Source organism: Brucella pecoris (assembly GCF_006376675.1).
GTDB lineage: Bacteria > Pseudomonadota > Alphaproteobacteria > Rhizobiales > Rhizobiaceae > Brucella > Brucella pecoris.
Genome location: NZ_VEWK01000005.1, coordinates 259,183 through 283,806, shown reverse-complemented (window position 1 = coordinate 283,806; position 24,624 = coordinate 259,183). Strand labels below are relative to the sequence as shown.

Genomic DNA, 24,624 nt, shown 5'->3' with positions numbered 1-24,624 from the left:
CTTCAGCCGGCCCTTGGACGGCAATGCCAGTGTAACGCTCATTTCGTTGCTCCCGCCAATGCCTGAAGCCGGTCCAGCCAGATCGAGAAGCCGACGCCGGGAATGTTTTCGGCAGCGCCAAGCATGGTCAAAAGCCTGTCGTAGCGGCCACCACCAGCCAGAACCGCATCCTTTTCCACGCCAGCGGCACGGATTTCGTAGACAAGGCCGGTATAATAATCGAGCGGACGCCCGAACGACGCATCATAGACGATATCGCCGGTCTTGATGCCAGCAGCGGCAATCGCCTCGGCTCGGGCTTCGAATTTCTGAAGCACAGCACCAAGATCCAGCGCATTTTCGGAGGCAAAGGCACGCAATGTCACCGATGCGGAATCGAGCGTGACATGTGTTTCCAGAAACTGCTTGAGCAGATCGAGCGCCGAAGCGGGGAACCGCGTGGCGGCCAGATCTTCCTTTTCGATCAGGCGGCGGGCGATTTCCGCAGGGGAACGACCGGCGCCCGGCGAAATGCCAGCTTCCAGCATTTCCGTTTCAAGCTTGCGCGCGAGACCTGCTTCGTCACCTTCGGCGACCAGAACGGCAAGTGTTTCTGGCAGTGCGTCGCGCAGCTTAGCGCCCGTCAGTTCAGCCAGAGCCAGTTGCATGGAATGCGCGTCACCGAAGGAACGCAACAGCTTCTTGCGCCAGCCTTGTGGCAGACCGAGCGCCTTGAGCATTCCGGCAAAGACCGACTGATCGCCCAGAACGATATCAAGCCCGGCTTGTGGCGCGACGGAGCGAACACAGGAAAGCGCATCGGCAATCGAGCGCGCATCCGACGCCGCCTCATCGGCAGCACCCAGATCCTCGATGCCAGCCTGAAGGAATTCAGCCGCGCCGTCACGACGCTGCCGAAACACTTCACCCAGATAAGCATAACGCTTCGGTGTCGCAGCGTTGAGCGCAATATGGTTGCGACACACCGGTATGGTGAATTCCGGCCGTAGGCACAGGCTGTCGCCATTTTCGTTTTCAGTGAGGAAAATACGACGGCGCAAATCCTCGCCGGCCATATCCAGAAACGGATCAGCAGGCTGGATCAGCGGTATTTCCACCAGATCGGCATCGCGCGCGTCAAGCTCTGTGCGAAGCGCGTTGAAAACCGGCGATGTGCGCGTTGCGGCCATGGTTCCGATCACTTTGCGGCTTGAGCGCGGTCCTGCGCCTGACTGCTGAGAATTTCTCGAACCACTTCGACCAGGCCGTCTTCCTTGACGGTGATCTGCGCCGGACGGCTCTCGCGCCAGGTCACATTGTCCTCGATCTCGGCGGAAAGACGCTTGCCTTCGACCAGATCCTTGATCTGCACTTCACCGGCTTCGCGCTCCTGCGAGCCCTGAATGATCACGCATGGCGCATCTCGACGGTCGGCATATTTCATCTGCGCCTTCATGCCGGACCCGCCGACATACATTTCAGCGCGGATGCCCTGCTGGCGCAGATCGGAGACCATCTTCTGATAGCGACCGAGGCTTTCCGTGTCCTTGTCCATCACAAGCACGACCACCGGGCCGACGGCATCGGACACATCCAGCTTGCCGAGGTTTTTCAGCGCCGTCATCAGGCGCGAAACTCCGATGGAGAAGCCTGTGGCCGGAACCGGCTCGCCGCGGAAACGCGACACCAGACCGTCATAGCGACCGCCGCCACCGACCGAACCGAACACAACCTTCTGGCCGTCTTCATTGGTCACGTCGAACAGAAGCTCCGCTTCGAAAACCGGGCCGGTGTAATATTCAAGGCCGCGCACCACAGACGGGTCGATCTTCACACGGCCATCATAACCGCCTGCCGAGAACAGCGCCTGCATGTCGGCAAGTTCGGTGACACCTTCTTCACCCTTGGCATTGCCTGCAACGACAGCACGAAGATTGGCTATCGTATCGGCTCCAGACGTACCGCCTGCAGCGGTGAACGCCAGCACCTTATCAATTGCAGCATCAGCCAGCTCTGCGCCCTTGGTGAAATCGCCGCTTTCGTCAAGGCGACCCTTGCCAAGCAGAAGACGCACGCCTTCGGGGCCGAACTTGTCGAGCTTGTCGATGGCGCGCAGTACGTTCAGGCGCTTCGCGGCATTGCCCTCGCCTTCAAGGCCGATGGCATCCAGCACGCCGTCCAGAACCTTTCGGTTGTTAACGCGGATAACATAATCACCGCGTTTAATGCCAAGGCGTTCCAGCGTGTCGGCCATCATCATGCACATTTCGGCATCAGCGGAGACGTTCGGTGCACCGACCGTATCGGCGTCGAACTGCATGAACTGACGGAAGCGGCCCGGACCGGGCTTCTCGTTGCGGAACACCCAACCATTGCGATAGCTGCGATAAGGCTTCGGTAGCTGTTCGAAATTCTCGGCGAAATAGCGCGCCAGCGGTGCTGTCAAATCGTAGCGCAGCGACAGCCACTGCTCATCGTCGTCCTGAAACGAAAACACGCCTTCGTTCGGACGGTCCTGATCCGGAAGAAACTTACCAAGCGCGTCCGTATATTCGACAAGCGGCGTTTCCACCGGCTCAAAGCCATAGAGGTCATAGACTTCGCGGATGGTCGCCATCATCTTTTCGGCGGCGCGCAAGTCGTCCGGAACCCGATCGACAAACCCGCGCGGCAACCGCGCCTTCATCTTGTCCGCTTTATCGGCCATTTTTCCTGCCTGATCGCTAAATATGTACAATACATGCCGGAAAAAACCGGCAGCAAACCCATTGCCGGTTTCCTAACCGATCAAGCCCGTTGCGGCAAGTGCAGGAAGCCTGCTCAGCGTGTCGCAATGGCGACGGCAGCACCTGCCATCATTCCTGCGCTGGTTCTGTTGGCAATCCGCATCATACGCGGACTGCGAAGAAACCGTCGAGCCTGCGCTGCAAGCACTACCCATGCGGTATCGACTGCGGCAAGAACGGCAAACATGACCAACAGCAATTCGGCCCAGCCAACAAGGGAAACGTGGGTGATGTCGACCACCGTCGGCAGGATGGCGAGGTAGAAAACCATGATCTTCGGATTACCAAGTGTAATCGCCAGCGCGCTCAGGAAAAGCCTTCCAGCTTCTCCTTGACCAGGAATGGCGTTTTCATCCGCAACTTCGTCTACCGGTGCGATCCACATCTTCCAGGAAAGATAAACTAGATAAGCAACACCTACATACTTGAGTACGAGGAACGCGGTGTGAAAAGTATTGGCCAGCGCGGCCAGTCCCCAGACTGCGAGTGAAAGCCAGATAGCATCACCGAGCCACAGACCGAACATGAATGGAAAGACGCCCTTGTGGCCACGGCTGATGACACGCGCCACCAATGCGCCGACATTCGGGCCCGGCGTGCCTGCCGCAACAACCAGAATACCGGCAAATGCCATCAACGACACCAAATCCATGATCGTCTCCCATACTCAAAGATGGATGTTTCTGGCAGAAATGATGCGGCTTAGCAATCGCTGCTCTAGCTGGGTCGTTTGAAACTCTGTCGCAATTTTTCAATGGTTCCCCGACAGTGACAACCTTCAATATGGTCATTCACCAGCCCCATGGCTTGCATGAATGCATAAACCGTCGTCGGTCCAACGAATGACCAGCCACGTTTCTTCAGATCCTTGGAGATGCGGATGGACGTCTCAGTCTTCGGATTGGCAATCAGAGTTGGGTAGTCTACGACTGGAGGGCGATCTTTTGCATCAGGCTCGAAAGACCAGAAATAAGTCGCCAGCGACCCCTTCTCTTCAACCAGCGCAATGGCGCGCTTGGCATTGTTGATTGTAGATTCGATCTTGCCGCGATGGCGCACAATGCCTTTATCGGCCAAAAGACGCTCCACGTCCTTGTCGTCATATTGCGCGACACGGCGGAAATCGAAGCCGTCGAAAGCCGCCCGAAAATTCTCGCGCTTGCGCAAGATCGTGAGCCACGACAAGCCTGACTGAAACCCTTCCAGACAGATCTTTTCGAACAGCCGGTGATCATTGGAGACCGGCACGCCCCACTCATTGTCATGATAGGCAAGATAATCGGGTAATTCGCCCGGCCAGAAGCAGCGCGTCGCTCCATCGGCGCCAATGATCAGACCGGTTCTTGCCTCAGCAACATCGCTCATTGTGCCACCTCCCTAGCTTCATCCATTCTTAATTATGTCGCGCAACCTGACACTAACCACAACTTTAATTGGAGGGGTCATCAGACGAAACACGCGACCGAAATTTACCTTTACGATTCCATTGGGGCGCACAATCCCATCATGAAATTGAGGGCTGTTCTCCTGACAAGACGTGTCAGGAGCCGCAGTCGGCAACCGCGCCAATGGACCCAGACCGATAAAGCAATCGGGATGATGGCGCAAAAGAGACGGATCTGGATTATGAAACCACGTCATCTTCTTTTAATCGGATCGCTTGCAGCGATTGCCGTTTCCATCGTCAGCACGGGTATGGCGTTTGCCAATGATCGCTATGCCACTCTGCCGCCAGTACGTGTAAGCCCTGATCTTTCCGCTCCATGGGTAGCGCAATTGCATGGACAGCCTGCCCGCATGAGGGCTGCACCGCAATCTCTACAGCCAGCGCCACGTGTTGCCGGTAAGCAGAAACAAAAAGCTAAATCGAGCTACCGCCAGGTTTCTTATCAGCGCCCCGCAGCGAACCCAGCCAATACAGTGCGAAAGAACCAGATTGATCCTGCATACCTGCCGCAGACGGTTTCCTATTCCGGTAGTGAAAAGCCGGGGACTATCGTCATCGATACAGGCAAGCGCTTCCTTTATCTCGTTCAATCCGGCGGCAAAGCAATGCGATATGGTGTCGGCGTCGGCAAGCAGGGTTTCAGTTGGAAGGGTTCGCAGCGCATCAGCCGCAAGGCTGAATGGCCGACCTGGACACCTCCGAAGGAAATGATCGCGCGCGAGCGCCGAAAAGGCCGCATTCTGCCCGCTCGAATGGATGGCGGCATCAACAATCCGCTTGGCGCACGCGCGCTTTATCTCGGATCGACGCTCTACCGCATCCATGGCACCAACCAGCCATGGACTATCGGCAAGGCGATGTCTTCCGGCTGCATCCGCATGCGCAACGAGGACGTCACCGATCTCTATGAGCGTGTTCCGGTTGGTGCAAAAGTAGTTGTCCGCTAATCGAGCCATCTTTCCGCGATATTAGCGACCGTCTTCTTCGACAGGCGGTCGTATTGTTTTTACAAATCTGAAAAGATCAAAATTTCTGCACAGAAAGAATGATTGCAGACTTACAAACATAGCTGAAAGGGCTTTTCCTTTTACCCCGAACACCCATATGCTGACCATGGCAAAGTCCAAAGAAAGATGAGAAGGGCTGCCGGATGGCAGTTCGCGCCGGAGAAGGAACCGGCACGCAGGTCAATAGCATTTTTGTGCGTCACGGGTCGCCCCTGTACAGAATGCTTCGGAGGGAAAGGATAAATCATGACCGTACCGACGGTTAAACTGAACGACGGCAATCACATTCCGCAGCTCGGTTACGGTGTCTGGCAGGTGGGCAATGATGAAGCGGTCACAGCCGTCAGCGAAGCGCTGAAAGCAGGTTATCGGCACATCGACACTGCCGCCATCTATGGCAATGAAGAAGGCACAGGCAAAGCCATCAATAATTCGGGCATTGCGCGCGGCGACATCTTCCTGACGACAAAACTCTGGAACAGCGAACAAGGCTATGAAACGACGCTGAAGGCGTTCGACACCAGTCTGAAAAAGCTCGGCACGGACTATGTGGACCTTTATCTGATCCATTGGCCCATGCCGTCAAAAGACCTGTTCATGGAAACCTGGCGCGCCTTTATCAAGCTGAAGGAAGATGGCCTCGTGAAATCCATCGGCGTGTCGAACTTCCGTACCGCCGATCTTGAACGCGTTATCAGCGAAAGCGGCGTCACGCCGGTTCTCAATCAGATCGAGCTACATCCGCAATTCCAGCAGGACGAGCTGCGCCTGTTCCATGGCAAGCACGACATCGCCACCGAAGCCTGGAGCCCGCTGGGACAAGGCAGGATTCTGGAAGATGAAAAACTGAAGGCGATTGCAGCGAAGCACGGCAAGTCCGTCGCGCAGGTAATCCTGCGCTGGCACATCGAGACCGGCAATATCGTCATTCCGAAATCGGTCACGCCTGCCCGTATCAAGGAAAATTTTGAGGTCTTCGATTTCAGCCTCAATGGTACCGATCACGATGCCATCACCAAGCTGGACAAAACCGACGGGCGTATTGGCCCGAACCCTGCGACCTTCTCGGCAGGTTGAACCGACACGCATGAACAAAAAAGCCGGGCAATTGCCCGGCTTTTCTATTTTCAGGCCGCGATTTGCGACAGTCTTTGTGGCATCGGCCCGCCATAAGCCCAATCGATCAATTCCACCGTATGCACAATCGGCAATTTGCTGCCGGTGGCGATCTGGGTCATGCAACCGATATTGCCCGTTGCGATGAGGGCGGCACCCGTTGCCTCGATATTCTTCACCTTGCGGTCGCGCAGTTTGGTGGCGATTTCCGGCTGCATGATGTTGTAGGTGCCTGCTGATCCGCAACACAGATGCCCTTCCAACGGCTCCTTTACCGTAAACCCCGCCTTTGAGAGCAGGTCCTTCGGCTGTCGCACGATTTTCTGCCCATGCTGCATCGAGCAGGCCGAGTGATAGGCGACCGTCAGCGCCTGCGGCGCATCGGGTTCCGGCAAATCGATGCCGACCAGATACTCGGTAATATCCTTTGCCAGCGACGACACGCGCGCGGCCTTGTCCTTATAGGTCGGATCGAGCCGCAGCATATGGCCGTAATCCTTGATCGTCGTACCGCAGCCAGACGCCGTGACGATGATCGCATCGAGACCGCCCGCTTCGATCTCGCGCGTCCAGACGTCGACATTGTGCCGCGCCTGTTCAAGCGCCTGTTCTTCGCGGCCCATATGGTGAACCAGCGAACCGCAGCAACCTTCGCCCTTCGGCGTCACCACTTCGATGCCGAAGCGGTTCAAAAGGCGCAAGGTCGCGGCATTGATACCCGGATTGAGCACCGGCTGCGCGCAGCCGTTGAGGATCGCCACGCGACCACGCTTTTGGCCCTTGGCGGCGCTGACGGTTTCAATAGGAACTGCGGCTGGCAGGTTTTGCGGCGCCAAATCAAGCATGGCCGCCATGGGTTTCAAAGCCGCGCTCTTGCGAAAAAGCGGAGCGAACGGTTTGCCCAGCTTTGCCAATTTCAGCGCCGCACGGAAACGGCCCGGATAGGGCAGCACTCGCGCCAGCACTCCGCGCAGAAAGCGGTTCATAAACGGACGCTTGTAAGTTTTCTCGATATGCGCGCGGGCATGATCGACCAGATGCATGTAATTGACGCCCGAAGGACAGGTCGTCATGCAGGAGAGACACGACAGGCAGCGGTCGACATGGCGCACAATTTCCTCATCCGCCGGACGACCGTTTTCCAGCATGTCCTTGATCAGGTAAATGCGTCCACGAGGGCTATCGAGTTCATTGCCCAGCGTCACATAGGTCGGGCATGTGGCGGTGCAAAAGCCGCAATGCACGCATTTGCGCAGGATTTTTTCGGCTTCGTTGACGCCAGGATCGCGCAGTTGGTCGGTGCTGAAATGGGTCTGCATGGCGTCACGCTCCAACCTGATGGGGATGCATACGTCCCGGATTGAGAATGTTTTCCGGGTCAAATTGTTGCTTCAATCGCTGCGACAATGCCGCTAGCGCCGCAGGCTGCGGCTCAAACACTTCGATGCTGGCGCGGATCGTCTCCGGCGCACGTACCAGCGTGGCATGGCCGCCGCCATATTTGGCAATCAGCTTGCGCAGAATCTGTGCTTCCTCGGCTGCTTCCATTCGCATCCAGATCAGTCCGCCCTGCCAGTCATAATAGGCGTCGACACCCGCATGACGGCGGAACTCATCCACCATGCGCCAGCTCTGCATCGGCGTCATCGAAACACGCCAGACGGCGCGATTATCGCCCGCACTGGCGTAAGGCAGGACATCACGCACCTCGCGCCAGAGCTGTTGCGATTGTGCCCCGTCCAGTACTTCGACCACGCCGGACTGGCTCAACAGCGCCTGCAATTGGCGACTGCGATGTTCGACCGAAGGCGCAAAGCCCTCAAGCCGCAACACGGTCGCCGCCTCCCAACCGAGCTTTCCATCAAGAAAGCGATTGGCAACCGTCGGCGGCAGATGTGCTGCGGAAGCGACCTCCTCGCGCGATCCCATCGCCATGGCCATGACGCGCGCCGCCTGCTCGTCCGTCAGCCCGCGCACGGCAAGCGTCGCGGCCGTTTCCGGCTTCGGCAGAACCTTGAAGGTGACTTCAGTGGCAACGCCCAGTGTGCCCCAGGAATTGGCCATGCTCTTGGACAAGTCATAACCCGTCACGTTCTTGACCACGCGGCCGCCGGATTTGAACAATTCGCCACGTCCGGACACAACGCGCACGCCAAGTACATGGTCACGCGCAGCACCTGCCTTCAGGCGGCGCGGACCGGACAGATTGGCCGCAAGCGCACCGCCGATCGTACCGCGACCGCCCTCGCCCGTCAGCAGCGGACCGTAATCCATCGGCTCGAAATGAAAGCACTGATTGTTATCGGCCAAGAGCTTCTCGATCTCGACCATCGGCGTTCCGGCCTTTGCCGAGAGCACCAATTCATCCGGCTCATACAATGTCACGCCCGCAAGTCGCGACACGTCCAGTATGCGGCCCGCATCGACCCGATGGCCGATACCGCGCTTAGAGCCGTGGCCGATGATTTCAAGCGGCGTAGAACTGGCCAGTGCGTCCTGCACGACATCCAGAACACCTGCTTCGTCCTGCGGCTTAAAGATATTTGTATCACTCATCATCGTAACCACAGATTAGAAACGGGGAAGATCCGGGAACGCCAGCTCGCCGCGATGCACATGCATACGGCCAAGCTCAGCGCAGCGGCGCAATTGCGGAAAGACTTTGCCAGGATTAAGCAGATGTTTGGCATCGAAAGCACATTTGACGCGCATCTGCTGGTCGAGATCAATGTCGTTGAACATTTCCGGCATCAGATCCCGCTTTTCAATGCCGACGCCGTGCTCGCCCGTTAGAACCCCGCCAACCTTTACGCAAAGACGCAAAATATCGGCGCCGAAATCTTCTGCCGCTTCCAATTCGCCCGGAATATTCGCATCGTAAAGAATGAGCGGATGCAGATTACCATCGCCCGCGTGGAACACATTGGCGACGCGCAACCCGTACTTTTCCGAAAGTTCGCGCATGCCCGACAGAACACGTGGCAGCTCTTTGCGCGGAATAGTGCCGTCCATACACAAATAGTCGGGCGAAATGCGCCCCACCGCCGGGAATGCCGCCTTGCGCCCGGCCCAGAAAGCAAGACGCTGTTCTTCCGACTGCGACAGGATACAGGTGGTGGAGCCATTTTGCAGTGCCAGTGCTTCGACCCGGCTGATCAGGTGATCGACTTCCACCGGAGGGCCGTCGAGTTCGACGATCAGCAGCGCTTCGACATCGAGCGGATAGCCGACGCGGACAAAATCCTCTGCCGCTTTGATAGCGGGTCGGTCCATCATCTCCATCCCGCCAGGAATAATGCCTGCGCCGATAATATCGGCCACGCATTGGCCGGCCTGTTCGCTGGATGGAAAACCGACCATGACGGCGCGCGCCGTTTCCGGCTTTTGCAAAATGCGCACCGTGATTTCCGTCACGACGCCGAGCAGGCCTTCCGATCCGGTCATCAGTCCCAAAAGATCGTAGCCTTCACTGTCAAGATGCTTGCCGCCAAGGCGCAGCACCTCGCCGGTGATCAGCACCATTTCAATGCCGAGCACATTATTCGCAGTCAAACCGTATTTGAGACAATGCACGCCACCGGCATTTTCGGCGACATTACCGCCAATAGAACAGGCAATCTGCGACGACGGATCGGGCGCATAATAAAAGCCCTCATGTTCCACGGCTTTGGTAATACCGAGATTGGTCACGCCGGGTTGCACCACGGCAACGCGGTTCGGATAATCGATTTCGAGAATACGATTGAAACGCGACAGGCCAAGCAAGACCGCATCCTGCAACGGCATGGAGCCGCCGGACAGCGATGTGCCAGCGCCACGCGGCACAACACGAATGCCGTTCTCGTAACAATAACGCAAAACCTGCGAGACTTGATCAACCGTTTCCGGCAGCACGACTACCAGAGGCAGTGAGCGGTGCGCCGTCAGGCCATCGCTCTCGAATACCCGCATTGCGTTGACTGTATCGACCACGCCCTCGCCTGGCACGATGCCGCGCAGATCATCCACGATCTGCTCGCGTCGCTGCATGACGGACGCGTCCGGCTCAGGCATGATGAGTCCGCTCATTTTTTCCTCCACCACTATGTGATCAAAGTGCACTCAGGATCATTTTCGTCAAGTGGTAAATCATTTTTACCACTTTAGTCGGCGGTTAAACAGTTTCCACACTGCGGCATAATTGCTTGCCTAGTTTCCCAGCGCTCGGCTAGATGCTTTAAAACCCAACGCTTTAGCAAAAGCACGGCAGGGAGTGAGATAACAGAACATGATGAGCAGCCTGGCAGATATGGAAATCTTTGCCCGCGTCGTGGCAACGGGCAGCATGTCGGCAGCCGCTCGCGATCTGGGTCTTTCGCCTGCAGTCGTTTCGAAACGCCTCGGGCGACTGGAAGAGCGACTCGGAACCCGACTGTTGCAACGCACAACCCGCCAGATCGCGCTTACCGAGGCCGGTCAAGGTTATCATGAGCGGGTTCTGGCCATTCTCTCCAACATCGAAGAAGCGGAAGCCTTTGTCGCCCGCCGTTCCGCCGATGCGCGCGGTACCCTGAAAATTTCAGCTCCGACCACCTTCGGCCGGATGCACATTGCGCCCTATCTCGTGCCATTCATGCGCGCTAATGCCGATCTTACCGTCAATATGCAACTCACCGACGAGATGGTCGACATTATCGGCGACGGTTACGATCTTGCTATCCGTATTGCAGAACTTTCCGATTCAACTCTCGTCGCACGCCGTCTCGCCCCCGTGCGTCGTATCCTCGTTGCTTCCCCTGGCTATATCGCGGAACGCGGCACACCACAGACGATTGAGGATTTACAGGATCACATCTGTCTAGCCCCCCACAACAACGACCCCTGGCGACTGGAAGGGCCGAAGGGTCCAATTGTCATACGCCCGGTGGGTCCACTGCAAACCAATTCCAGTGAAATGGTGCGCGAAGCAGTATTGGCAGGCCTCGGTATCGCGCAACGCTCGACATGGGATATCGGCCCGGAACTGGCAGCAGGCAAGCTGGTACAAGTGCTCCCCGACTACGCCGCTTCTCGCAACGTTGCAATTCATGCCGTCTATCCATCAAAACAGTTCCTCCCGGCAAAAGTCAGACTGTTCATAGACTATCTGGCCGATCTTTACGGTCCTGTTCCCTATTGGGAGAGCGGCGCATCTCCACACGAAGCGACAAGAAAATAGACTGGCTTTCGTTCGTCGGTTAATAAGCCACGCACGCTACATTAGCGCGCCAGCATATAAAGCTGACTAAGCTTTTGATTCTAAAAGACTTAGCTTTCCCGCAATCCGTTATTCAAGCGAATCGGACGACACCTCCCTATTGTTCCGATTTCCTAGGAAAAATGATGAACACACCTGTACGCCTTATTCTAGCAATCATCGTTGCCGTTATCGTCGGCTGCGGCTTCATGTTTTATGACAAATCGCGCGGCGCCGAATGGGTTGTATCCCCGCAGCAGATCGAACAGGCCAAAGCCGAAGGCAAGTCGGGCGTCGAAAGCCGTCCCGGCACGGTGACTGTGCTCCCGATCCGCAGCGAGACCGCGGACGCACTCCCGTTCAAATGGGCGATGTACGGCGTTGTTGCTGGGCTTTTCGTGCTCGTTGCAACACGCAGGCGCAAAAAAGCCTGATCATTCTTCAGAAATATGTTCAGGAAGCCTGGTTGCATCGTCGACCGGGCTTTCATTTCCAATATATTCCGTTGCCGGGCATCGGGCTAAAGGCTACTTTGCCGCCGTTATGGAGAGGGCTTCAGACGGCATGGCCGAAACGATTTTTTCCCGCATACAGGCAAGCCGCACGGCAGACGACGTCGTGCACCAGATCGAAACGCTTATCCTGGAAGGCGTTCTGCGCGGAGGCGACCGGCTTCCAGGCGAGCGCGAACTGGCGCGCCAGTTCGACATTTCCCGCCCGATATTGCGCGACGCTCTCAAGAGACTTGAGACAGCGGAACTGCTGATCTCCCGTCACGGTGGCGGCACATTCGTTGCAGATGTCATCGGACAGGTATTCAGCGCGCCCGTGGTGAAGCTTTTTGCCGATCACCGCAAGGCGACCGCAGATTATCTCGAATACCGCCGCGAAATCGAAAGTATTGCAGCGGAATATGCCGCCCTTCGGGCCACACCGGCTGACAAGGCGCTACTGACCGAAATCATGGATGCTATGGAAAAAGCTCACGGCGTCAGTGACTTCGACACCGAGGCGCGCCTTGATGTGGAATTGCACAATGCAGTCGGCGAAGCAGCTCACAACATTGTGCTGCTGCATACATTGCGCTCCTGTTACCAGCTTCTCAAGGATGGCGTATTCTATAATCGTAGCCTCATATATAGCTATCCCGGCGTCGCCGACATGTTTCTGTCGCAGCATCGCGCCATTTACGATGCCGTCATGGCCGGCAATCCGCAGGCTGCCCGCGAAGCTGTCCAAAAGCACATTCGTTTCGTGGAACAGGCAACCCATGATCGCGAGCTTCACGAAGAACGCGAACGTGTCTCGCGCCTGCGTTATCGTCAGCGGGTTGGTGTGAAGACAGGTAAAGACACAAAGGAAGATGACAGCCAATGAGCGTAGTTTTCAAGGATGCAAAAGGGCCGGACGATATCCGCCTTTATGCCATTGGGGACGTGCATGGCCGCCTCGACTTGCTGCAGGACATGCATGGGCTCATCCGGGCCGACCTTGACCATCGCCCTGTTCACGATTGGCGCATCATTCACCTTGGTGACTATATTGATCGCGGCCCGGACTCAAAGGACGTGCTGGATTTCCTGATTGATGCGTCGCATCGGGATCAGCGCATAATTTCTCTGCTTGGCAATCACGATGACGGCTTTCTTACCTATCTCGCAACTGCTGACGTAGCAGGCGTATTCGCACTACATGGCGGCGTCGACACAGCTCTTTCTTACGGCGCAGACATTGATTTTGCTGATCCGGATTCGGCCCGCCGAGGCCATACCGCGCTTGTCAGCGCCGTCCCGCAAGACCACATCGACTTCATTCGCGCCATGCCGCGCTCGGTCACTTTCGGTGACTTCTTTTTCTGTCACGCAGGCATCAACCCTGCAATGCCACTTGATGCACAAGACCCTGAAGAACTGATCTGGATCCGCACAGCTTTCCTCAAATGGATCGAACCTTTCGAAAAGGTCATCGTCCACGGGCATACGCCACAAAGCGCTATCGACATTCAGCCCAACAGGGTTAATCTCGATACATATGCATGGAAAAGCGGTCAGCTTTCGGCCATCGTAATCGACGGCACGGAAAAACGTTTTATTGAAACGAAATAATTTTTAATGAGCGCTGGAAATGCCGTAACCGTCGGTAGACATCGCGTTGTTGCCTGCATCTACGGTGAATATGCCGACCGCCATAAATACAATAGCGGAAACCATCAGAACGGTGAGAAGAGCGGCATGCTTGGCGGTCATATTCGGAAACTCTTTCGACGGTGGCCGGATAAAGTTCGGTAGGCGAGCTGCCACACGGGAGCATGGCGAGCTGCCTTGCTCATTCGGTCGCTGCCCGGGGAGACGGCGTTCAGTTACACCCGAAAAAAGTTACCCGCAACTGAACGGTTCCAACCCGATCACCGGTTTTTTCTGGAAAAGTTGAATTGGCTATACGCTGTGGCAAAGCAGCAACGCGACACTTCGACTTAAGGTTAAGAAGGAATTACAAAACCTCTAGACTTGGCTTATCCATGCCTTGGCAATTGCTGCGCCTGCAGCATCCGCCTGCGTTCCGAATTTCTTTGCAAGTTCAGGAAACTGCACTGCCCAATCCGGTGCAAATTCCGAGATCACTTCGCTTAGCTGGCCGTTCCACTCGGCGACGAGCTGCGTGTCGGCCTCGAAATGGAACTGCGTGCCATAGACTGCACGACCGATGCGATAAGCCTGATGAGGTGTCATATCGCTCAACGCCATATGCAAAGCGTTCTTCGGAAGCGAAAATGTATCTCGGTGCCAGTGAAAGATTGGAAAGGAGTCGCCTGCTGCAGACAAAACCGGATCGCTTCTACCTTCCTCGGTAAGTCGAACCTCATGCCAGCCGAATTCCATCGGGCGATTCAGAATATTTTCGCCGCCGTAAGCGCGCGCTATGAGCTGGCTACCCAGACAAATGCCGAGAACAGCTTTATCTCTGCCGCCAAACCTGCGTATGAGTTCGAGTAAATGCGGGAAATAGGGAAAATCGGCATCGGCAAGCGCATTCTGCTCTCCGCCAAGAACGATCAAGGCTTGGTATCCATCATCGTCAACGGGCAGTATATCACCGTGGTAGGGATGACGCAGATCAATTGCGAAGCCCGCATTAACCACAATGGGCTCAATCTGCCCCAGTCCAGACCCCTCATAATTTTGAACGACCAGCACGCTCATAAAACAATCCCCGACCGCTTTTGACCTTTGCTAACATGGAAAAGGCCCGGGCGACAGCCGGGCCTTTACATCAATTCACCACTGATACGCTGACTGTTCGGCCTGCAACCAGATGAACACCGTCAGGCACCTCTTCCAGCTTCACCCGAACGGGCACGCGTTGCGCAAGACGGACCCAGTTAAAGGTCGGCGAAACATTTGCAAGCAAGCTGGAAGAATCGCTGCGCTCGCGGTCCTCGATCCCACCGGCGATACCTTCGACCTTTCCCTTGAGCTGTACTTTGCTGCCCATAAGATCAACCACCACCCGATCACCGATCTGGATACGTTCCAGCTTATTTTCTTCGAAGTAGCCGGAGACATAGAACGAGTCCGTATCAACGAGAGCAGTCACAGCCGAACCGGCGGAAACATAATCACCCGGTTGAAGTGAGAAGTTGGTAATAACACCATTGACGGGCGCCTTTACCGATGATCGGTCCAGATTAAGTGTAGCAAGATCACGATCCAGTTGCGCCTGACGATAGGAAGCTTCCGCCTGCTGGGCTGTCGTTTCGATCTGCTCCAGTTTCTGGCGCGTCACCGTGGTGTCGTTGAGCTGGCGATAGCGGACCAGATCCCTGTTGGCCATATCGAGCGCCGCCTTGCTGCTATCAACCTTTGCGTCCGCTGTTTGCAGTGCGAGTTTGTAGCGGGCCTGATCAATACGGAAGATTACTTCGCCCTCATGAACAGTCTCATTATCATGGACAAGCACTTCGCCAACAAGGCCGGAGACGTCAGGCGCAACACGCACGACATCCGCGCGAATCTTGCCATCGCGCGTCCAGGGCGCATTCATATAGTAGTCCCATAAATGCCAACCAAGAAGCCCAGCCATTGTGACCATGACGACGGTTACAAAGACACGGCCTGAATGTGCAAAGAGCTTTTTCATAGCGGTATTCCATTGAGAATGACGGCAGCAACGCCGAGAATGCAAAAATACATCGCAGCATCGAACAAAGGTCGATGCCATACGAAACGATAGAAGCGTATGCGTGCCAGAAGGCGCTGCATTATCGTGTTTGCGAAATAAGCGCCAAGCGCCAGCACGCCGAGGGTCGGAATGTAGATTCCGTAGATGTCGAGTTCAGGTTGCATCACAAATCACATTGTTCTTTTAGGCTGCTTGCGGAAGTTCCATCGGCGGACGCGGCGGCAAGGCAAAAGGCGCGGCCTTCGGAAAAAGATTGAAGCGAAGGGCGACCAGCGCCATTCTCGTGCGTTTGGCTATTGCTGGTGATCCGCTTTCGATGATGGTGGTGATCGCTGTATCGATAGAGGCGAGCAAGTTTTTGTCGATCTCGCCCGTTTCGTGCGGCTTGTTCGCCAAGGCACGGTAATGTGCACCAACGCCATCCAGCACTTGGTCAACAGCAGACCGACAGTCTTCGGGCAACTTGGAGCGATATTGCTGAAGATCGATCGTGTTCATCCCGTTCCGCAAATCGCGCAACAGATCGACTTTCGCAATATCAGCCGCTGGAACCAGTGCCAGGCGTGGCGCCATCATGCCGATACGATCTATCATGCGGAGCAAGAGGCGGTTCATGCGCTGGCGGCGATGACGTCCCGGGCGGCGTTCGGCAGCAAGTGCGATATCGTTCCAACCCGCCTTGATTAGGCGGCGTACGCTCCATTCCGCACCTACCGATCGAACAATCGAGGTTACCACGGCGGCGATCACGATGCCCAGAATCGTGGCCAGATTGGCATTGGCAAAACTGACAAAATCATGCGTCAGATGTCCCTGCAACATAAGCATGTTCGGCAGATTCACGCAGAGCACCATACCCAGCAGAAATTGCGAAGGAATAGCGAGCAGCAGACCCGCTGGAATGAGAAAAAGCCCCAGCACCAGAACCAGCGGAAAGAAGCCATCGACAAGCGGCAGCAACGCGAACTCGAAAATGAAAGCGGCGACAATCACGATCAAAAGCAGCCAGTTGAACTTGCGCATGACAGGCACAGGGTCATCCATAGTTGCGAAGATGCAGCAGAAAATGCCGGCCATCATGGCGGCAGCGCTTCCTTGCGCCCAACCGGTTGCAATCCAGAATGCGGTTGCCACACAGGTCGCCAGAAAGGCAGAGAACCCCGACAAAAACGCCATGCCATAGTCGCGGTGCATTGGACGACTTTTCAGATGCGCATCATAACGACGCCAGCGTAGCGAATGCCGGGAGCCGGACACGATATCCTGACGCAGCGTAATGCAATCACTCCAAATCTGAACCAGGTCGCGAACGCGTGCGGCCACATTGAAAGGCAGCAATTCGCCCCAGCTTGTCGCATCCCTTCCATGCCGATCGATCTCTTCGATCAACTGCAACAGAACGGTACGGCGTTCCTCCGTCAGGTTTTCGCCACTCTCGATCCAGTCACAGGCCTCCTCCAACAGCTTTTGCACGGCCGGATGCCAGGACCTTTCGGTTTCATCGGGCTTCAGTGCCAGCACGTCGTGCAAGCTTGATATGATCGGGAGAACGGCCACCATACGCTGTTGCAATACCTGAAGCAGCGTTCCTACATTCCTGATAGACGAAGTGTCATAAGCAACGTGCGTGGTCAGATTGCGCAACTCAAGAGCATCGGCGGCAAGACGCTGGCGATCCCGCAAAAACTCCGGTGGGGCGCCCTCGCCTCGCATGCTCGCCAGCGCGAGTTTTGAACCGTCGCGCAACCAGTTATCAATACGACTAACGAGTACCGGACCGCTGTGGCGCGGAAAAACAAGACGATTGACAATGGCAGCGCAGATGATGCCGATCGCGATTTCTTCAACACGACCAACGGCATAGTCGAATGTCGTTTCAGGCACAGAAACAACCGCAAAACTCGCGATTGCCACCGTATAACCAGCAAGCATGAAGAGATAACTGCGCGGCGTACCATCAAGCAGGCTGATGGCAAGGCAGAGGCCCATCCAAAAACCGATCGCCAGCGTCAGAATTTCGGGTGAATTGACCAGATGCGGTACGAACAGAATGGTCACTGCCCCGCCAATGATCGTACCGATCAGACGATAGAACCCTTTTGACGTCGTCGCACCTGACAATGGATGCGCAACGATATAGACAGCCGCGATTGACCAGTAAGGATTGGGCAGGGTGGCCATCAGGCCAATCCACAGGGCGAGCATGGCCGCAGCGAAAGTCTTTAATGAAAAGACTACGTCCCAGAACTTCGGGGTTGTTTCGGCTGGTTTCGTCATGGCTTGTAGAGACACCGGTTGAATGCATTGCATCTTTCCGGTCAGAAGGCCGATCGGAAAGACTATATTTGAAATTTCTCATTCAGCTTACGCAACACTTCCATGGCGACATCGACCGCATCGGAATCGAAATCACCGAGGAAAAGAGCGCGAAGACGGGCAGCAGACTTTTCCACCTTGGCGGCAAGGACGCGGCCGTCTTCTGTCAGTTGAATGAGCTTGACGCGACGATCAGCATCGTCGGCAACACGCTGGATCAGGCCATCCTTTTCCAGCTCATCGACAACCCGGACAATCGTTGCTCCCTCGATACCGACCCGTTCGGCCAGCACACCTTGAGGAATACGATCTCCATGCCGCAGCAGGGTCATCAGCGGTATGGCTTTCGCGTCGGAAAGGCCATGTTCCGCCATCGCAGCATCGAAAGCTTTCCGCCATCCTCTGGCAGTGCTCGCAAGAAGCGGTGCGAATTCGACCCAAGCTTGTTTCATCACATCAATTCCATTCAAATAGATAGCTTCATACCTATATGGATACAATCTAATTAAATGCAACTGACATGATATTCCCCATCAATTGTTTGTGTAGGAATGCTAATTAATTGTCTTACGATACGTTGCCAAAGCGCTTGACCGCCGCCCCTCGGCTCTGCCATCGATGCTGACATGCGCGCAAACTATAAAATGCAGAGACTATACATCGAAGACGACCTCCAAACCGGGGGACGGATAGAGGTTGCCTCGCAGGCAGCACATTATCTCACCCATGTGCTGCGATTGAAGGACAGTGACGAAATTCTCGCCTTCAACGGACGTGACGGCGAATGGAAATCACGACTGAAGCCGGAAGGCAAAAAGCGGCTTCTTCTCGAGCCTTTAGAACAGACGCGTCTGCAACCGTTGCCGAGCGATCTCGTCTACTGCTTCGCCCCACTAAAACAGGGACGACTGGACTATATGGTTCAGAAAGCGGTCGAGATGGGCGCTGGCATTCTGCAGCCAGTCATCACGCAGCACACTCAGGTACCAAAGCTCGGAGCTGACCGCATCAAAGCTAATGCGATAGAGGCTGCGGAACAGTGCGGCGTTCTTTCGATACCTGAATGTCGCGAGGCCATCCGCTTCGATCGCTTTATCGAGCAATGGGACCAATCACGGCGCCTGATCTTCTGCGACGAGGGACACGAATCGGATGATCCGCTAACCATCTTGCAGGCATTGAAGCCCGGCCCTGCCGCGTTGCTGATAGGCCCGGAAGGCGGTTTTTCAGAGGACGAACGCCAGACGCTTCGCAAGCTGCCCTTCGTGACGGCCATTCCGCTCGGACCACGAATCCTGCGTGCCGATACGGCTGCAGTCGCTGCGATGGCTCTGGTACAATCTGTCCTGGGAGACTGGCAGAACGCGGGATGACATTCTCGAAATTTGATGTTCAATGGAATTGACTTGCGTGATTTGACAAATTTGTCCAATCACGCTGAAAAGCGAAAAATGACTAGGGATAGGCTGCATGGCGCGCGATACGACTGATGAAACGGCACTGACGGGCGTTGAACAACTGGCAGATTATCTGGCTGAGGGGTGCAAGCCCAAGGATGCCTGGCGCATCGGCACAGAGCATGAGAAATTTCCATTCTACACAGCGGACAACAGTCCAGTTCCCTACGATGGACCGCGCGGTATCAAAGCCATTCTGGAAGGTATGCAGGCGACACTTGGCTGGGAGCCTATTATCGACGAAGGCAATATCATCGGCCTGGTGGAACCGACCGGACAGGGAGCGATTTCGCTGGAGCCCGGCGGCCAGTTCGAGCTTTCCGGAGCCCCACTTTCCACGATCCATCAGACATGTCGTGAAGTGAATGCGCATCTGTCTCAGGTCCGAGAAATAGCCGAACCTCTGGGCATTCGTTTTCTGGGTGTTGGCGGCAGTCCGAAATGGACCCTGGCTGAGACACCTGTCATGCCGAAATCGCGCTACAAGATCATGACCAACTACATGCCGAAAGTCGGGCACGAAGGTCTGGACATGATGTATCGCACGTCGACCATTCAGGTTAATCTCGACTTCAGCTCGGAACGAGACATGCGTCGCAAGATGCAAGTTTCGATGAAACTGCAATCGGTAGCCACTGCACTTTTCGCCAGTTCCCCGTTCACTGAAGGTAAGCCAAATCATCTTCTGTCGTGGCGTTCGAGTATCTGGCGCGATACCGACAACCAGCGTTCAGGCGTTCTGCCTTTCGTTTTCTCGGAAAACTTCGGTTTTGCCGACTATGTCGAATGGGCGCTCGATGTGCCGATGTATTTCATCCTGCGCGACGGCCATTACCACGATTGCACACATGTCACTTTCCGCCAGTTCATGAATGGCGCATTGAAAGGCGAAGTGAGCGACCCGGTTCCCAATATGGGCGACTGGACCAATCATCTTTCTACCCTTTTCCCCGAAGTACGTTTGAAGCGCTTCCTCGAGATGCGTGGTGCCGATGGCGGCCCATGGCGTCGCATTTGTGCCCTCCCCGCCTATTGGGTTGGGTTACTTTATGACGAAGAGGCCCTGACCGCCGCCGAGCTTCTGACAAAGGACTGGACCTATGAAGAGGTTCTCGCGCTTCGCAATGAAGTTCCGGCCAAGGCTTTGAACACGACCTTCCGTGGCAAGCCGCTGGAACAGGTCGCTCGCGAGACTTTGAAAATCTCCCGCCTCGGCCTTTTGAACCGTAATAAGCTTAACAGCGAAGGCCACGACGAAACGCACTTCCTTGCACCGCTTGAGGAAATTGTTGCGGCTGGCGTCACAGACGCTGAGCGTATGCTGAAGGCATATAACAGCGTCTGGGCAGGATCGATCGATCCAATCTTTCTGGAATATGCTTATTGAGCATTGAGCTACAAAACACATCCCAAAAAGGGCGCGTTATTCGCGCCCTTTTTGTTTTAGTCAGCTCGTAACCTGCTGGCCTTTACTCGGATCGGGGATCACGACAATCGTGCTGCCATCCCGCACATTGTTGTAAAGATCGATCACATCCTGATTGAGCATGCGGATGCATCCTGATGACACGGACTTTCCAATGCTCCAGGCTTCCGGCGATCCATGAATGCGGTAAAGCGTATCGCGCCCATCCTTGTGAATGTACATCGCGCGCGCACCGAGTGGATTCTTGATCCCGGGAGGCATTCCGCCATTGGCGATGCTGTAAGGCTCCAGCGAGGGTTGACGGGCGACCATCTCGTCCGGCGGCGTCCAGCGCGGCCATTGGCGCTTGTAAGCTATCTTCGCGCGTCCGGCCCATGCAAAACCATCACGCCCGACGCCAATACCGTAGCGCATGGCCCGGCCATTGCCGAGAACATGATAGAGATATTTGTTCGGCGTATCGACGATAACAGTGCCTTTGACTTCGCTCGTCGGATAGTCAACTTCCTGGCGCCAGAACTTTGGGGCAACCTTGCTCGTATCGACAGCGGGGATAGGAAACTGCTCTTCCGGCATGGCCTGGTACATAAGCGGCACAGGCCGCGAAGGCGTAGGCTCGGGCAGTTTCTTGGCTGGTTGGGGCGGCTGTGCCGTCGAAACGCAGCCCGACAACGCAACAGCGCTGACACCTATAAGAAAGCCCCGGCGGCTGAAAGAAGCCTTCGCAAAGCCGTGTGTAAGGTCGTCTTGGGATTTTTCTCGCGACATCCTGAATCTCTAACAATGACAGATGCGCGAGAAAAAGAAGGTCAAGCTTAAGCCAGCCTTAAGGCCAACCCATCCCAATAGGACAAGACGAAAACGGCAGCTAAGTGTTGCTAAAATAACGATCCCTGATTTCCGAAGCCCGGCGACGTAGATGTTTTCGTTTGTACGCGCTTTGCAGGATCGCTCGCGTCTTCGTCACCCACAACGACGGCAATATCACCATCACGAAACCGGATGGACAATGCGTCGCCGACCAATGCGGATGCAGCCTGTTTCACTGGTTTTCCATCTGCGTCGAAAACAACCGCAAAACCGCGATCAAGCACACTTTCATAAGAAAGCGTGCGCATCAGACGTTCAAGCTCCTGCCCGCGACGTTTGGCTCGCTCTATTAGAATCTGCACGGCTTGGTCGCGACGGCGATCGAGCTGTTCTATAGCGATAGTCGTAAGTTTCGTTCGCCGCAAAATAGGCTCAGCCGAAAGGCGGCTTGCTCGATGCGCGAAAACTGTACGGCGTTCGCGCAGGAATGCTTCCAGCGCCCGAGGCAACCTTTGTCCAAGAACGGACACCCCGCGCCCCAGCTCCAGAAACCGGCGCTGCAGGAGACGTGGCGACAATTGTCGCGCATGGCCTTCGAAGTGAACCCGCTTCTTTTGCGTGTTGACGAAGAGAGCCCGCGTAAGGCGCGAAGCCGCTTCATCGAACCGGCGACGAGGTAAAGCCAGCAACTGGTCGGCGGACGGAAGTGCACGCGATGCCGAACGGTGCGCTTGTCGTTTCAGGTCGATAAATCGGGACATGGCCGACGATAGCCGCGCGGATTGTCCGGCCAGTACAGCCTGCAGATCCGCCTTTACCGGCACCGCCATTTCAGCGGCACCTGTCGGTGTCGGTGCGCGAACATCCGCAGCAAGATCAATTAATGTCCAGTCGGTTTCGTGGCCAACCGCCGAGATAACCGGTATATGCGACGCAGCAACTGCACGCACGACGATTTCATCATTGAAGCCCCAGAGGTCTTCCAGACTGCCGCCGCCACGCGCCACAATCAAAACATCCGGCCTCGGAATAGGACCGCCATCCGTTAAGGCGTTGAAGCCATCTACGGCGGCAGCCACTTCTGGCCCGCTCGTCTCGCCCTGCACACGCACAGGCCAGACAATGACATGCAGCGGATAGCGGTCTGCAATCCGGTGAATGATATCACGAATGACTGCTCCCGTCGGAGAGGTCACCACTCCGATAACATGAGGCATAAAGGGCAGGAGCTGCTTGACGGCAGGGTCGAACAAGCCTTCCGAAGCCAGTCGTCGCTTACGGTCCTCCAGAAGCGCCATAAGAGCACCGGCTCCCGCTGGCTCCATTTGTTCGATGACAATCTGGTATTTCGAAGAACCGGGATAGGTGGTGAGTTTACCGGTAGCAATGACCTCCATCCCCTCCTCGGGGCGGAAGCGCAGGCGGCTCATTGAACCACGCCAGATCACCGCTTCCAGCCGCGAGCGGTCGTCTTTCAAAGCAAAATAAGCATGTCCTGACGAATGTGGGCCCCGATAGCCGGAAATTTCGCCACGCACACGCACGTGTCCGAACGTATCCTCGACCGTGCGCTTCAACGCACCGGAAATCTCGGAAACGCTATACTCAGCGACATTGGACGATGCGCCGGTAAAACTCGAATCGGAACCCATGCTCATCCCATCATAGGCAACCAGGTAGCATGGCTGGTCAAGAAGCCATGCGGCGATTTAGAGCGCATCCAGAAAAGTGTGAAACGGTTTTCGGACCAGATGCGCGTAAGAACGTCGATCTGGTTCCACCAGATCGAAACACATTCCACTGTCTCATCACCAGCCTGGCAGCAATTCGTTGGCTCGCACCCTCCTCGTGCGAACCGCCGGAAACGGCGAAATTTCCGCCGAAGCCATCGCGCCGGGCTGCGGTGACGATATATTGTCTAGACTTTCGATAATGTGCTGCGCAAGTGCGTCTACAACAGCGTTCTGTTTTGTATGGCCCCGCATGATACCGATGCCGAACTCCGGCAGCATTCCAAACCCATCAGCTTCACCAAGGACCCGCATACCGGGACGAAGGGCACATTCCGGAAGAACAGAGATCGCAAGCCCTGAAAGCACTGCTGCCGCCAGAACTGTCGCTGACCAGCTTGTGATGATGATACGATAATCGCGTCTGGCCGCTTCCAACACATCGATAGCTGCATGCCGCCAGATACAAGTTGGGCGTCCGACAGCAAGTGGCAGCACGGCCTCTTCGTGCACTGCATGGTTGGCAGATGTCACCCAAAGCAAGGGTTCTGTACGAACCACCTCAGAACGGCGTTTGTCATCGCACTGGGTGACGAGGGCAATGTCCAGCGTTCCGCGGCGGATCATTTCATCCAGATTTACGGTCGGTTCGCAGACAACCGATAATTCGACCCGCGGATTTGAACGCGCAAACCGCGCCATGATTTCCGGTAGAAACCGATCGGCATAATCGTCCGGTGTGCCGATACGCACGTGACCTTCCAGTTGTGTGTCATCGAAGGCCGCGACGGTCTCACCATTGAGCTGCATCATGCGGCGCGCATACAGCAGAAGGCGTTCTCCGTCTTCGGTAAGACGATTGGTTCGTCCGTCGCGTTCGAACAATGGTTTACCGATGCGCTCTTCCAGACGGCGCATCTGCATTGAAACAGCCGACTGCGTCTTGAAAACTGCGTCCGCTGCCCGCGTAAAACTGCCCATATCCGCTATGGCTATGAAAGTCTGCAATTGATCGAGATCCAGAGGCGCACTCATTGGTGTCATCCATCATTATAATTGAAGAATTACATTAAAAACATTCGTTGGAACAATCAATCCGATTGTTGGATAAAACGGCCATCGTAAAGGAAAAGGAGCCGCGAAAGCGCATGACCCT

General features: G+C 55.8%; 24 protein-coding genes. 8 read left to right on the top strand and 16 right to left on the bottom strand.

The features are described 5' to 3' along the window. Positions 1 to 38: 38 nt before the first annotated feature. From FIB18_RS12450 to FIB18_RS12435, 4 genes are all read right to left on the bottom strand, one after another. Positions 39 to 1,169 (bottom strand): ATP phosphoribosyltransferase regulatory subunit, encoded by a 1,131-nt coding sequence (locus FIB18_RS12450; RefSeq protein WP_140021011.1) that lies wholly within the window; start codon positions 1,167 to 1,169, stop codon positions 39 to 41. An 8-nt stretch (positions 1,170 to 1,177) separates the two neighbouring features. Then, a complete protein-coding gene (hisS, locus tag FIB18_RS12445; protein WP_140021010.1) occupies positions 1,178 to 2,686 on the bottom strand; it encodes a histidine--tRNA ligase in 1,509 nt (502 codons plus the stop codon). Positions 2,687 to 2,799: 113 nt separating this feature from the next. Next, on the bottom strand, positions 2,800 to 3,417 hold the full coding sequence (locus FIB18_RS12440) for a LysE family translocator (RefSeq protein WP_140021009.1): 618 nt from the start codon (positions 3,415 to 3,417) through the stop codon (positions 2,800 to 2,802). A 65-nt stretch (positions 3,418 to 3,482) separates the two neighbouring features. Continuing rightward, positions 3,483 to 4,130, bottom strand: a complete 648-nt coding sequence (locus tag FIB18_RS12435) for a DNA-3-methyladenine glycosylase I (RefSeq protein WP_140021008.1) — start codon at positions 4,128 to 4,130, stop codon at positions 3,483 to 3,485. Between the two features lie 261 nt (positions 4,131 to 4,391). Here FIB18_RS12435 and FIB18_RS12430 point away from each other — a divergent pair, with 261 nt between their 5' ends. Both FIB18_RS12430 and FIB18_RS12420 read left to right on the top strand, forming a co-directional pair. Next, positions 4,392 to 5,159, top strand: a complete 768-nt coding sequence (locus FIB18_RS12430) for a L,D-transpeptidase (protein WP_140021007.1) — start codon at positions 4,392 to 4,394, stop codon at positions 5,157 to 5,159. A 306-nt stretch (positions 5,160 to 5,465) separates the two neighbouring features. After that, the gene (locus FIB18_RS12420) at positions 5,466 to 6,296 is read left to right on the top strand and encodes an aldo/keto reductase (RefSeq protein ID WP_140021006.1); all 831 of its coding nucleotides are present in this window, start codon (positions 5,466 to 5,468) and stop codon (positions 6,294 to 6,296) included. 50 nt (positions 6,297 to 6,346) lie between these two features. Here FIB18_RS12420 and glcF read toward each other — a convergent pair whose 3' ends face one another. From glcF to FIB18_RS12405, 3 genes are read right to left on the bottom strand one after another with little or no spacing between them, the layout of a single operon-like run. Further along, positions 6,347 to 7,654 (bottom strand): glycolate oxidase subunit GlcF, encoded by a 1,308-nt coding sequence (gene glcF / locus FIB18_RS12415; RefSeq protein ID WP_140021005.1) that lies wholly within the window; start codon positions 7,652 to 7,654, stop codon positions 6,347 to 6,349. A 4-nt stretch (positions 7,655 to 7,658) separates the two neighbouring features. After that, positions 7,659 to 8,891 carry a glycolate oxidase subunit GlcE gene (gene glcE / locus FIB18_RS12410; protein ID WP_140021004.1) on the bottom strand — a complete coding sequence of 411 codons (1,233 nt, stop codon included), beginning with the start codon at positions 8,889 to 8,891 and terminating at the stop codon, positions 7,659 to 7,661. Between the two features lie 15 nt (positions 8,892 to 8,906). Continuing rightward, a complete protein-coding gene (locus FIB18_RS12405) occupies positions 8,907 to 10,403 on the bottom strand; it encodes an FAD-linked oxidase C-terminal domain-containing protein (protein WP_140021003.1) in 1,497 nt (498 codons plus the stop codon). A gap of 199 nt (positions 10,404 to 10,602) precedes the next feature. Between FIB18_RS12405 and FIB18_RS12400 the strand changes: the two genes are divergently transcribed. The 4 genes from FIB18_RS12400 to FIB18_RS12385 all read left to right on the top strand — a co-directional run bounded on the left by FIB18_RS12400 (position 10,603) and on the right by FIB18_RS12385 (position 13,655). Next, positions 10,603 to 11,532 carry a LysR family transcriptional regulator gene (locus FIB18_RS12400; RefSeq protein WP_140021002.1) on the top strand — a complete coding sequence of 310 codons (930 nt, stop codon included), beginning with the start codon at positions 10,603 to 10,605 and terminating at the stop codon, positions 11,530 to 11,532. Positions 11,533 to 11,696: 164 nt separating this feature from the next. Next, positions 11,697 to 11,984 (top strand): hypothetical protein, encoded by a 288-nt coding sequence (locus tag FIB18_RS12395; RefSeq protein WP_140021001.1) that lies wholly within the window; start codon positions 11,697 to 11,699, stop codon positions 11,982 to 11,984. A 130-nt stretch (positions 11,985 to 12,114) separates the two neighbouring features. Continuing rightward, on the top strand, positions 12,115 to 12,927 hold the full coding sequence (locus FIB18_RS12390; RefSeq protein WP_140021000.1) for an FCD domain-containing protein: 813 nt from the start codon (positions 12,115 to 12,117) through the stop codon (positions 12,925 to 12,927). Beyond that, on the top strand, positions 12,924 to 13,655 hold the full coding sequence (locus FIB18_RS12385) for a metallophosphoesterase (RefSeq protein WP_140020999.1): 732 nt from the start codon (positions 12,924 to 12,926) through the stop codon (positions 13,653 to 13,655). The genes FIB18_RS12390 and FIB18_RS12385 overlap by 4 nt, the downstream gene beginning before the upstream one ends. A 3-nt stretch (positions 13,656 to 13,658) precedes the next feature. Here the strand turns inward: FIB18_RS12385 and FIB18_RS24990 are convergent, their stop codons facing one another. The 6 genes from FIB18_RS24990 to FIB18_RS12360 all read right to left on the bottom strand — a co-directional run bounded on the left by FIB18_RS24990 (position 13,659) and on the right by FIB18_RS12360 (position 18,497). After that, complete coding sequence (locus FIB18_RS24990; RefSeq protein WP_010660970.1) at positions 13,659 to 13,796, bottom strand: hypothetical protein; 138 nt, start codon at positions 13,794 to 13,796, stop codon at positions 13,659 to 13,661. Between the two features lie 255 nt (positions 13,797 to 14,051). Further along, positions 14,052 to 14,750: a type 1 glutamine amidotransferase gene (locus FIB18_RS12380; protein ID WP_140020998.1), complete on the bottom strand. Its 699-nt coding sequence runs from the start codon at positions 14,748 to 14,750 to the stop codon at positions 14,052 to 14,054. Between the two features lie 70 nt (positions 14,751 to 14,820). Then, complete coding sequence (locus tag FIB18_RS12375) at positions 14,821 to 15,687, bottom strand: efflux RND transporter periplasmic adaptor subunit (RefSeq protein WP_140020997.1); 867 nt, start codon at positions 15,685 to 15,687, stop codon at positions 14,821 to 14,823. Beyond that, positions 15,684 to 15,893 carry a DUF1656 domain-containing protein gene (locus tag FIB18_RS12370; protein WP_105544794.1) on the bottom strand — a complete coding sequence of 70 codons (210 nt, stop codon included), beginning with the start codon at positions 15,891 to 15,893 and terminating at the stop codon, positions 15,684 to 15,686. The genes FIB18_RS12375 and FIB18_RS12370 overlap by 4 nt, the downstream gene beginning before the upstream one ends. A 19-nt stretch (positions 15,894 to 15,912) precedes the next feature. Then, positions 15,913 to 18,006: an FUSC family protein gene (locus tag FIB18_RS12365; protein ID WP_140020996.1), complete on the bottom strand. Its 2,094-nt coding sequence runs from the start codon at positions 18,004 to 18,006 to the stop codon at positions 15,913 to 15,915. A gap of 62 nt (positions 18,007 to 18,068) precedes the next feature. Beyond that, entirely contained in the window at positions 18,069 to 18,497 is a 429-nt protein-coding gene (locus FIB18_RS12360; RefSeq protein WP_140020995.1) for a MarR family winged helix-turn-helix transcriptional regulator, read from the bottom strand. A gap of 174 nt (positions 18,498 to 18,671) precedes the next feature. Between FIB18_RS12360 and FIB18_RS12355 the strand changes: the two genes are divergently transcribed. Beyond that, positions 18,672 to 19,418: a 16S rRNA (uracil(1498)-N(3))-methyltransferase gene (locus FIB18_RS12355; RefSeq protein WP_140020994.1), complete on the top strand. Its 747-nt coding sequence runs from the start codon at positions 18,672 to 18,674 to the stop codon at positions 19,416 to 19,418. 97 nt (positions 19,419 to 19,515) lie between these two features. Further along, positions 19,516 to 20,889 carry a glutamate--cysteine ligase gene (locus FIB18_RS12350; RefSeq protein ID WP_140020993.1) on the top strand — a complete coding sequence of 458 codons (1,374 nt, stop codon included), beginning with the start codon at positions 19,516 to 19,518 and terminating at the stop codon, positions 20,887 to 20,889. Between the two features lie 60 nt (positions 20,890 to 20,949). Here the strand turns inward: FIB18_RS12350 and FIB18_RS12345 are convergent, their stop codons facing one another. From FIB18_RS12345 to FIB18_RS12335, 3 genes are all read right to left on the bottom strand, one after another. Continuing rightward, complete coding sequence (locus FIB18_RS12345) at positions 20,950 to 21,696, bottom strand: L,D-transpeptidase (RefSeq protein ID WP_140020992.1); 747 nt, start codon at positions 21,694 to 21,696, stop codon at positions 20,950 to 20,952. Positions 21,697 to 21,806: 110 nt separating this feature from the next. Then, positions 21,807 to 23,390 carry an exodeoxyribonuclease VII large subunit gene (xseA, locus tag FIB18_RS12340; RefSeq protein ID WP_140020991.1) on the bottom strand — a complete coding sequence of 528 codons (1,584 nt, stop codon included), beginning with the start codon at positions 23,388 to 23,390 and terminating at the stop codon, positions 21,807 to 21,809. Positions 23,391 to 23,546: 156 nt separating this feature from the next. After that, the gene (locus FIB18_RS12335) at positions 23,547 to 24,503 is read right to left on the bottom strand and encodes a LysR substrate-binding domain-containing protein (protein WP_105544801.1); all 957 of its coding nucleotides are present in this window, start codon (positions 24,501 to 24,503) and stop codon (positions 23,547 to 23,549) included. Positions 24,504 to 24,624: the final 121 nt, after the last annotated feature.

Bases quoted from the DNA above. Each gene is read 5' to 3' on its own strand.
- FIB18_RS12450 (WP_140021011.1), bottom strand. From the start codon at position 1,169: ATGGCCGCAACGCGCACATCGCCGGTTTTCAACGCGCTTCGCACAGAG.
- hisS (WP_140021010.1), bottom strand. From the start codon at position 2,686: ATGGCCGATAAAGCGGACAAGATGAAGGCGCGGTTGCCGCGCGGGTTT.
- FIB18_RS12440 (WP_140021009.1), bottom strand. From the start codon at position 3,417: ATGGATTTGGTGTCGTTGATGGCATTTGCCGGTATTCTGGTTGTTGCG.
- FIB18_RS12435 (WP_140021008.1), bottom strand. From the start codon at position 4,130: ATGAGCGATGTTGCTGAGGCAAGAACCGGTCTGATCATTGGCGCCGAT.
- FIB18_RS12430 (WP_140021007.1), top strand. From the start codon at position 4,392: ATGAAACCACGTCATCTTCTTTTAATCGGATCGCTTGCAGCGATTGCC.
- FIB18_RS12420 (WP_140021006.1), top strand. From the start codon at position 5,466: ATGACCGTACCGACGGTTAAACTGAACGACGGCAATCACATTCCGCAG.
- glcF (WP_140021005.1), bottom strand. From the start codon at position 7,654: ATGCAGACCCATTTCAGCACCGACCAACTGCGCGATCCTGGCGTCAAC.
- glcE (WP_140021004.1), bottom strand. From the start codon at position 8,891: ATGAGTGATACAAATATCTTTAAGCCGCAGGACGAAGCAGGTGTTCTG.
- FIB18_RS12405 (WP_140021003.1), bottom strand. From the start codon at position 10,403: ATGAGCGGACTCATCATGCCTGAGCCGGACGCGTCCGTCATGCAGCGA.
- FIB18_RS12400 (WP_140021002.1), top strand. From the start codon at position 10,603: ATGATGAGCAGCCTGGCAGATATGGAAATCTTTGCCCGCGTCGTGGCA.
- FIB18_RS12395 (WP_140021001.1), top strand. From the start codon at position 11,697: ATGAACACACCTGTACGCCTTATTCTAGCAATCATCGTTGCCGTTATC.
- FIB18_RS12390 (WP_140021000.1), top strand. From the start codon at position 12,115: ATGGCCGAAACGATTTTTTCCCGCATACAGGCAAGCCGCACGGCAGAC.
- FIB18_RS12385 (WP_140020999.1), top strand. From the start codon at position 12,924: ATGAGCGTAGTTTTCAAGGATGCAAAAGGGCCGGACGATATCCGCCTT.
- FIB18_RS24990 (WP_010660970.1), bottom strand. From the start codon at position 13,796: ATGACCGCCAAGCATGCCGCTCTTCTCACCGTTCTGATGGTTTCCGCT.
- FIB18_RS12380 (WP_140020998.1), bottom strand. From the start codon at position 14,750: ATGAGCGTGCTGGTCGTTCAAAATTATGAGGGGTCTGGACTGGGGCAG.
- FIB18_RS12375 (WP_140020997.1), bottom strand. From the start codon at position 15,687: ATGAAAAAGCTCTTTGCACATTCAGGCCGTGTCTTTGTAACCGTCGTC.
- FIB18_RS12370 (WP_105544794.1), bottom strand. From the start codon at position 15,893: ATGCAACCTGAACTCGACATCTACGGAATCTACATTCCGACCCTCGGC.
- FIB18_RS12365 (WP_140020996.1), bottom strand. From the start codon at position 18,006: ATGACGAAACCAGCCGAAACAACCCCGAAGTTCTGGGACGTAGTCTTT.
- FIB18_RS12360 (WP_140020995.1), bottom strand. From the start codon at position 18,497: ATGAAACAAGCTTGGGTCGAATTCGCACCGCTTCTTGCGAGCACTGCC.
- FIB18_RS12355 (WP_140020994.1), top strand. From the start codon at position 18,672: ATGCGCGCAAACTATAAAATGCAGAGACTATACATCGAAGACGACCTC.
- FIB18_RS12350 (WP_140020993.1), top strand. From the start codon at position 19,516: ATGGCGCGCGATACGACTGATGAAACGGCACTGACGGGCGTTGAACAA.
- FIB18_RS12345 (WP_140020992.1), bottom strand. From the start codon at position 21,696: ATGTCGCGAGAAAAATCCCAAGACGACCTTACACACGGCTTTGCGAAG.
- xseA (WP_140020991.1), bottom strand. From the start codon at position 23,390: ATGGGTTCCGATTCGAGTTTTACCGGCGCATCGTCCAATGTCGCTGAG.
- FIB18_RS12335 (WP_105544801.1), bottom strand. From the start codon at position 24,503: ATGAGTGCGCCTCTGGATCTCGATCAATTGCAGACTTTCATAGCCATA.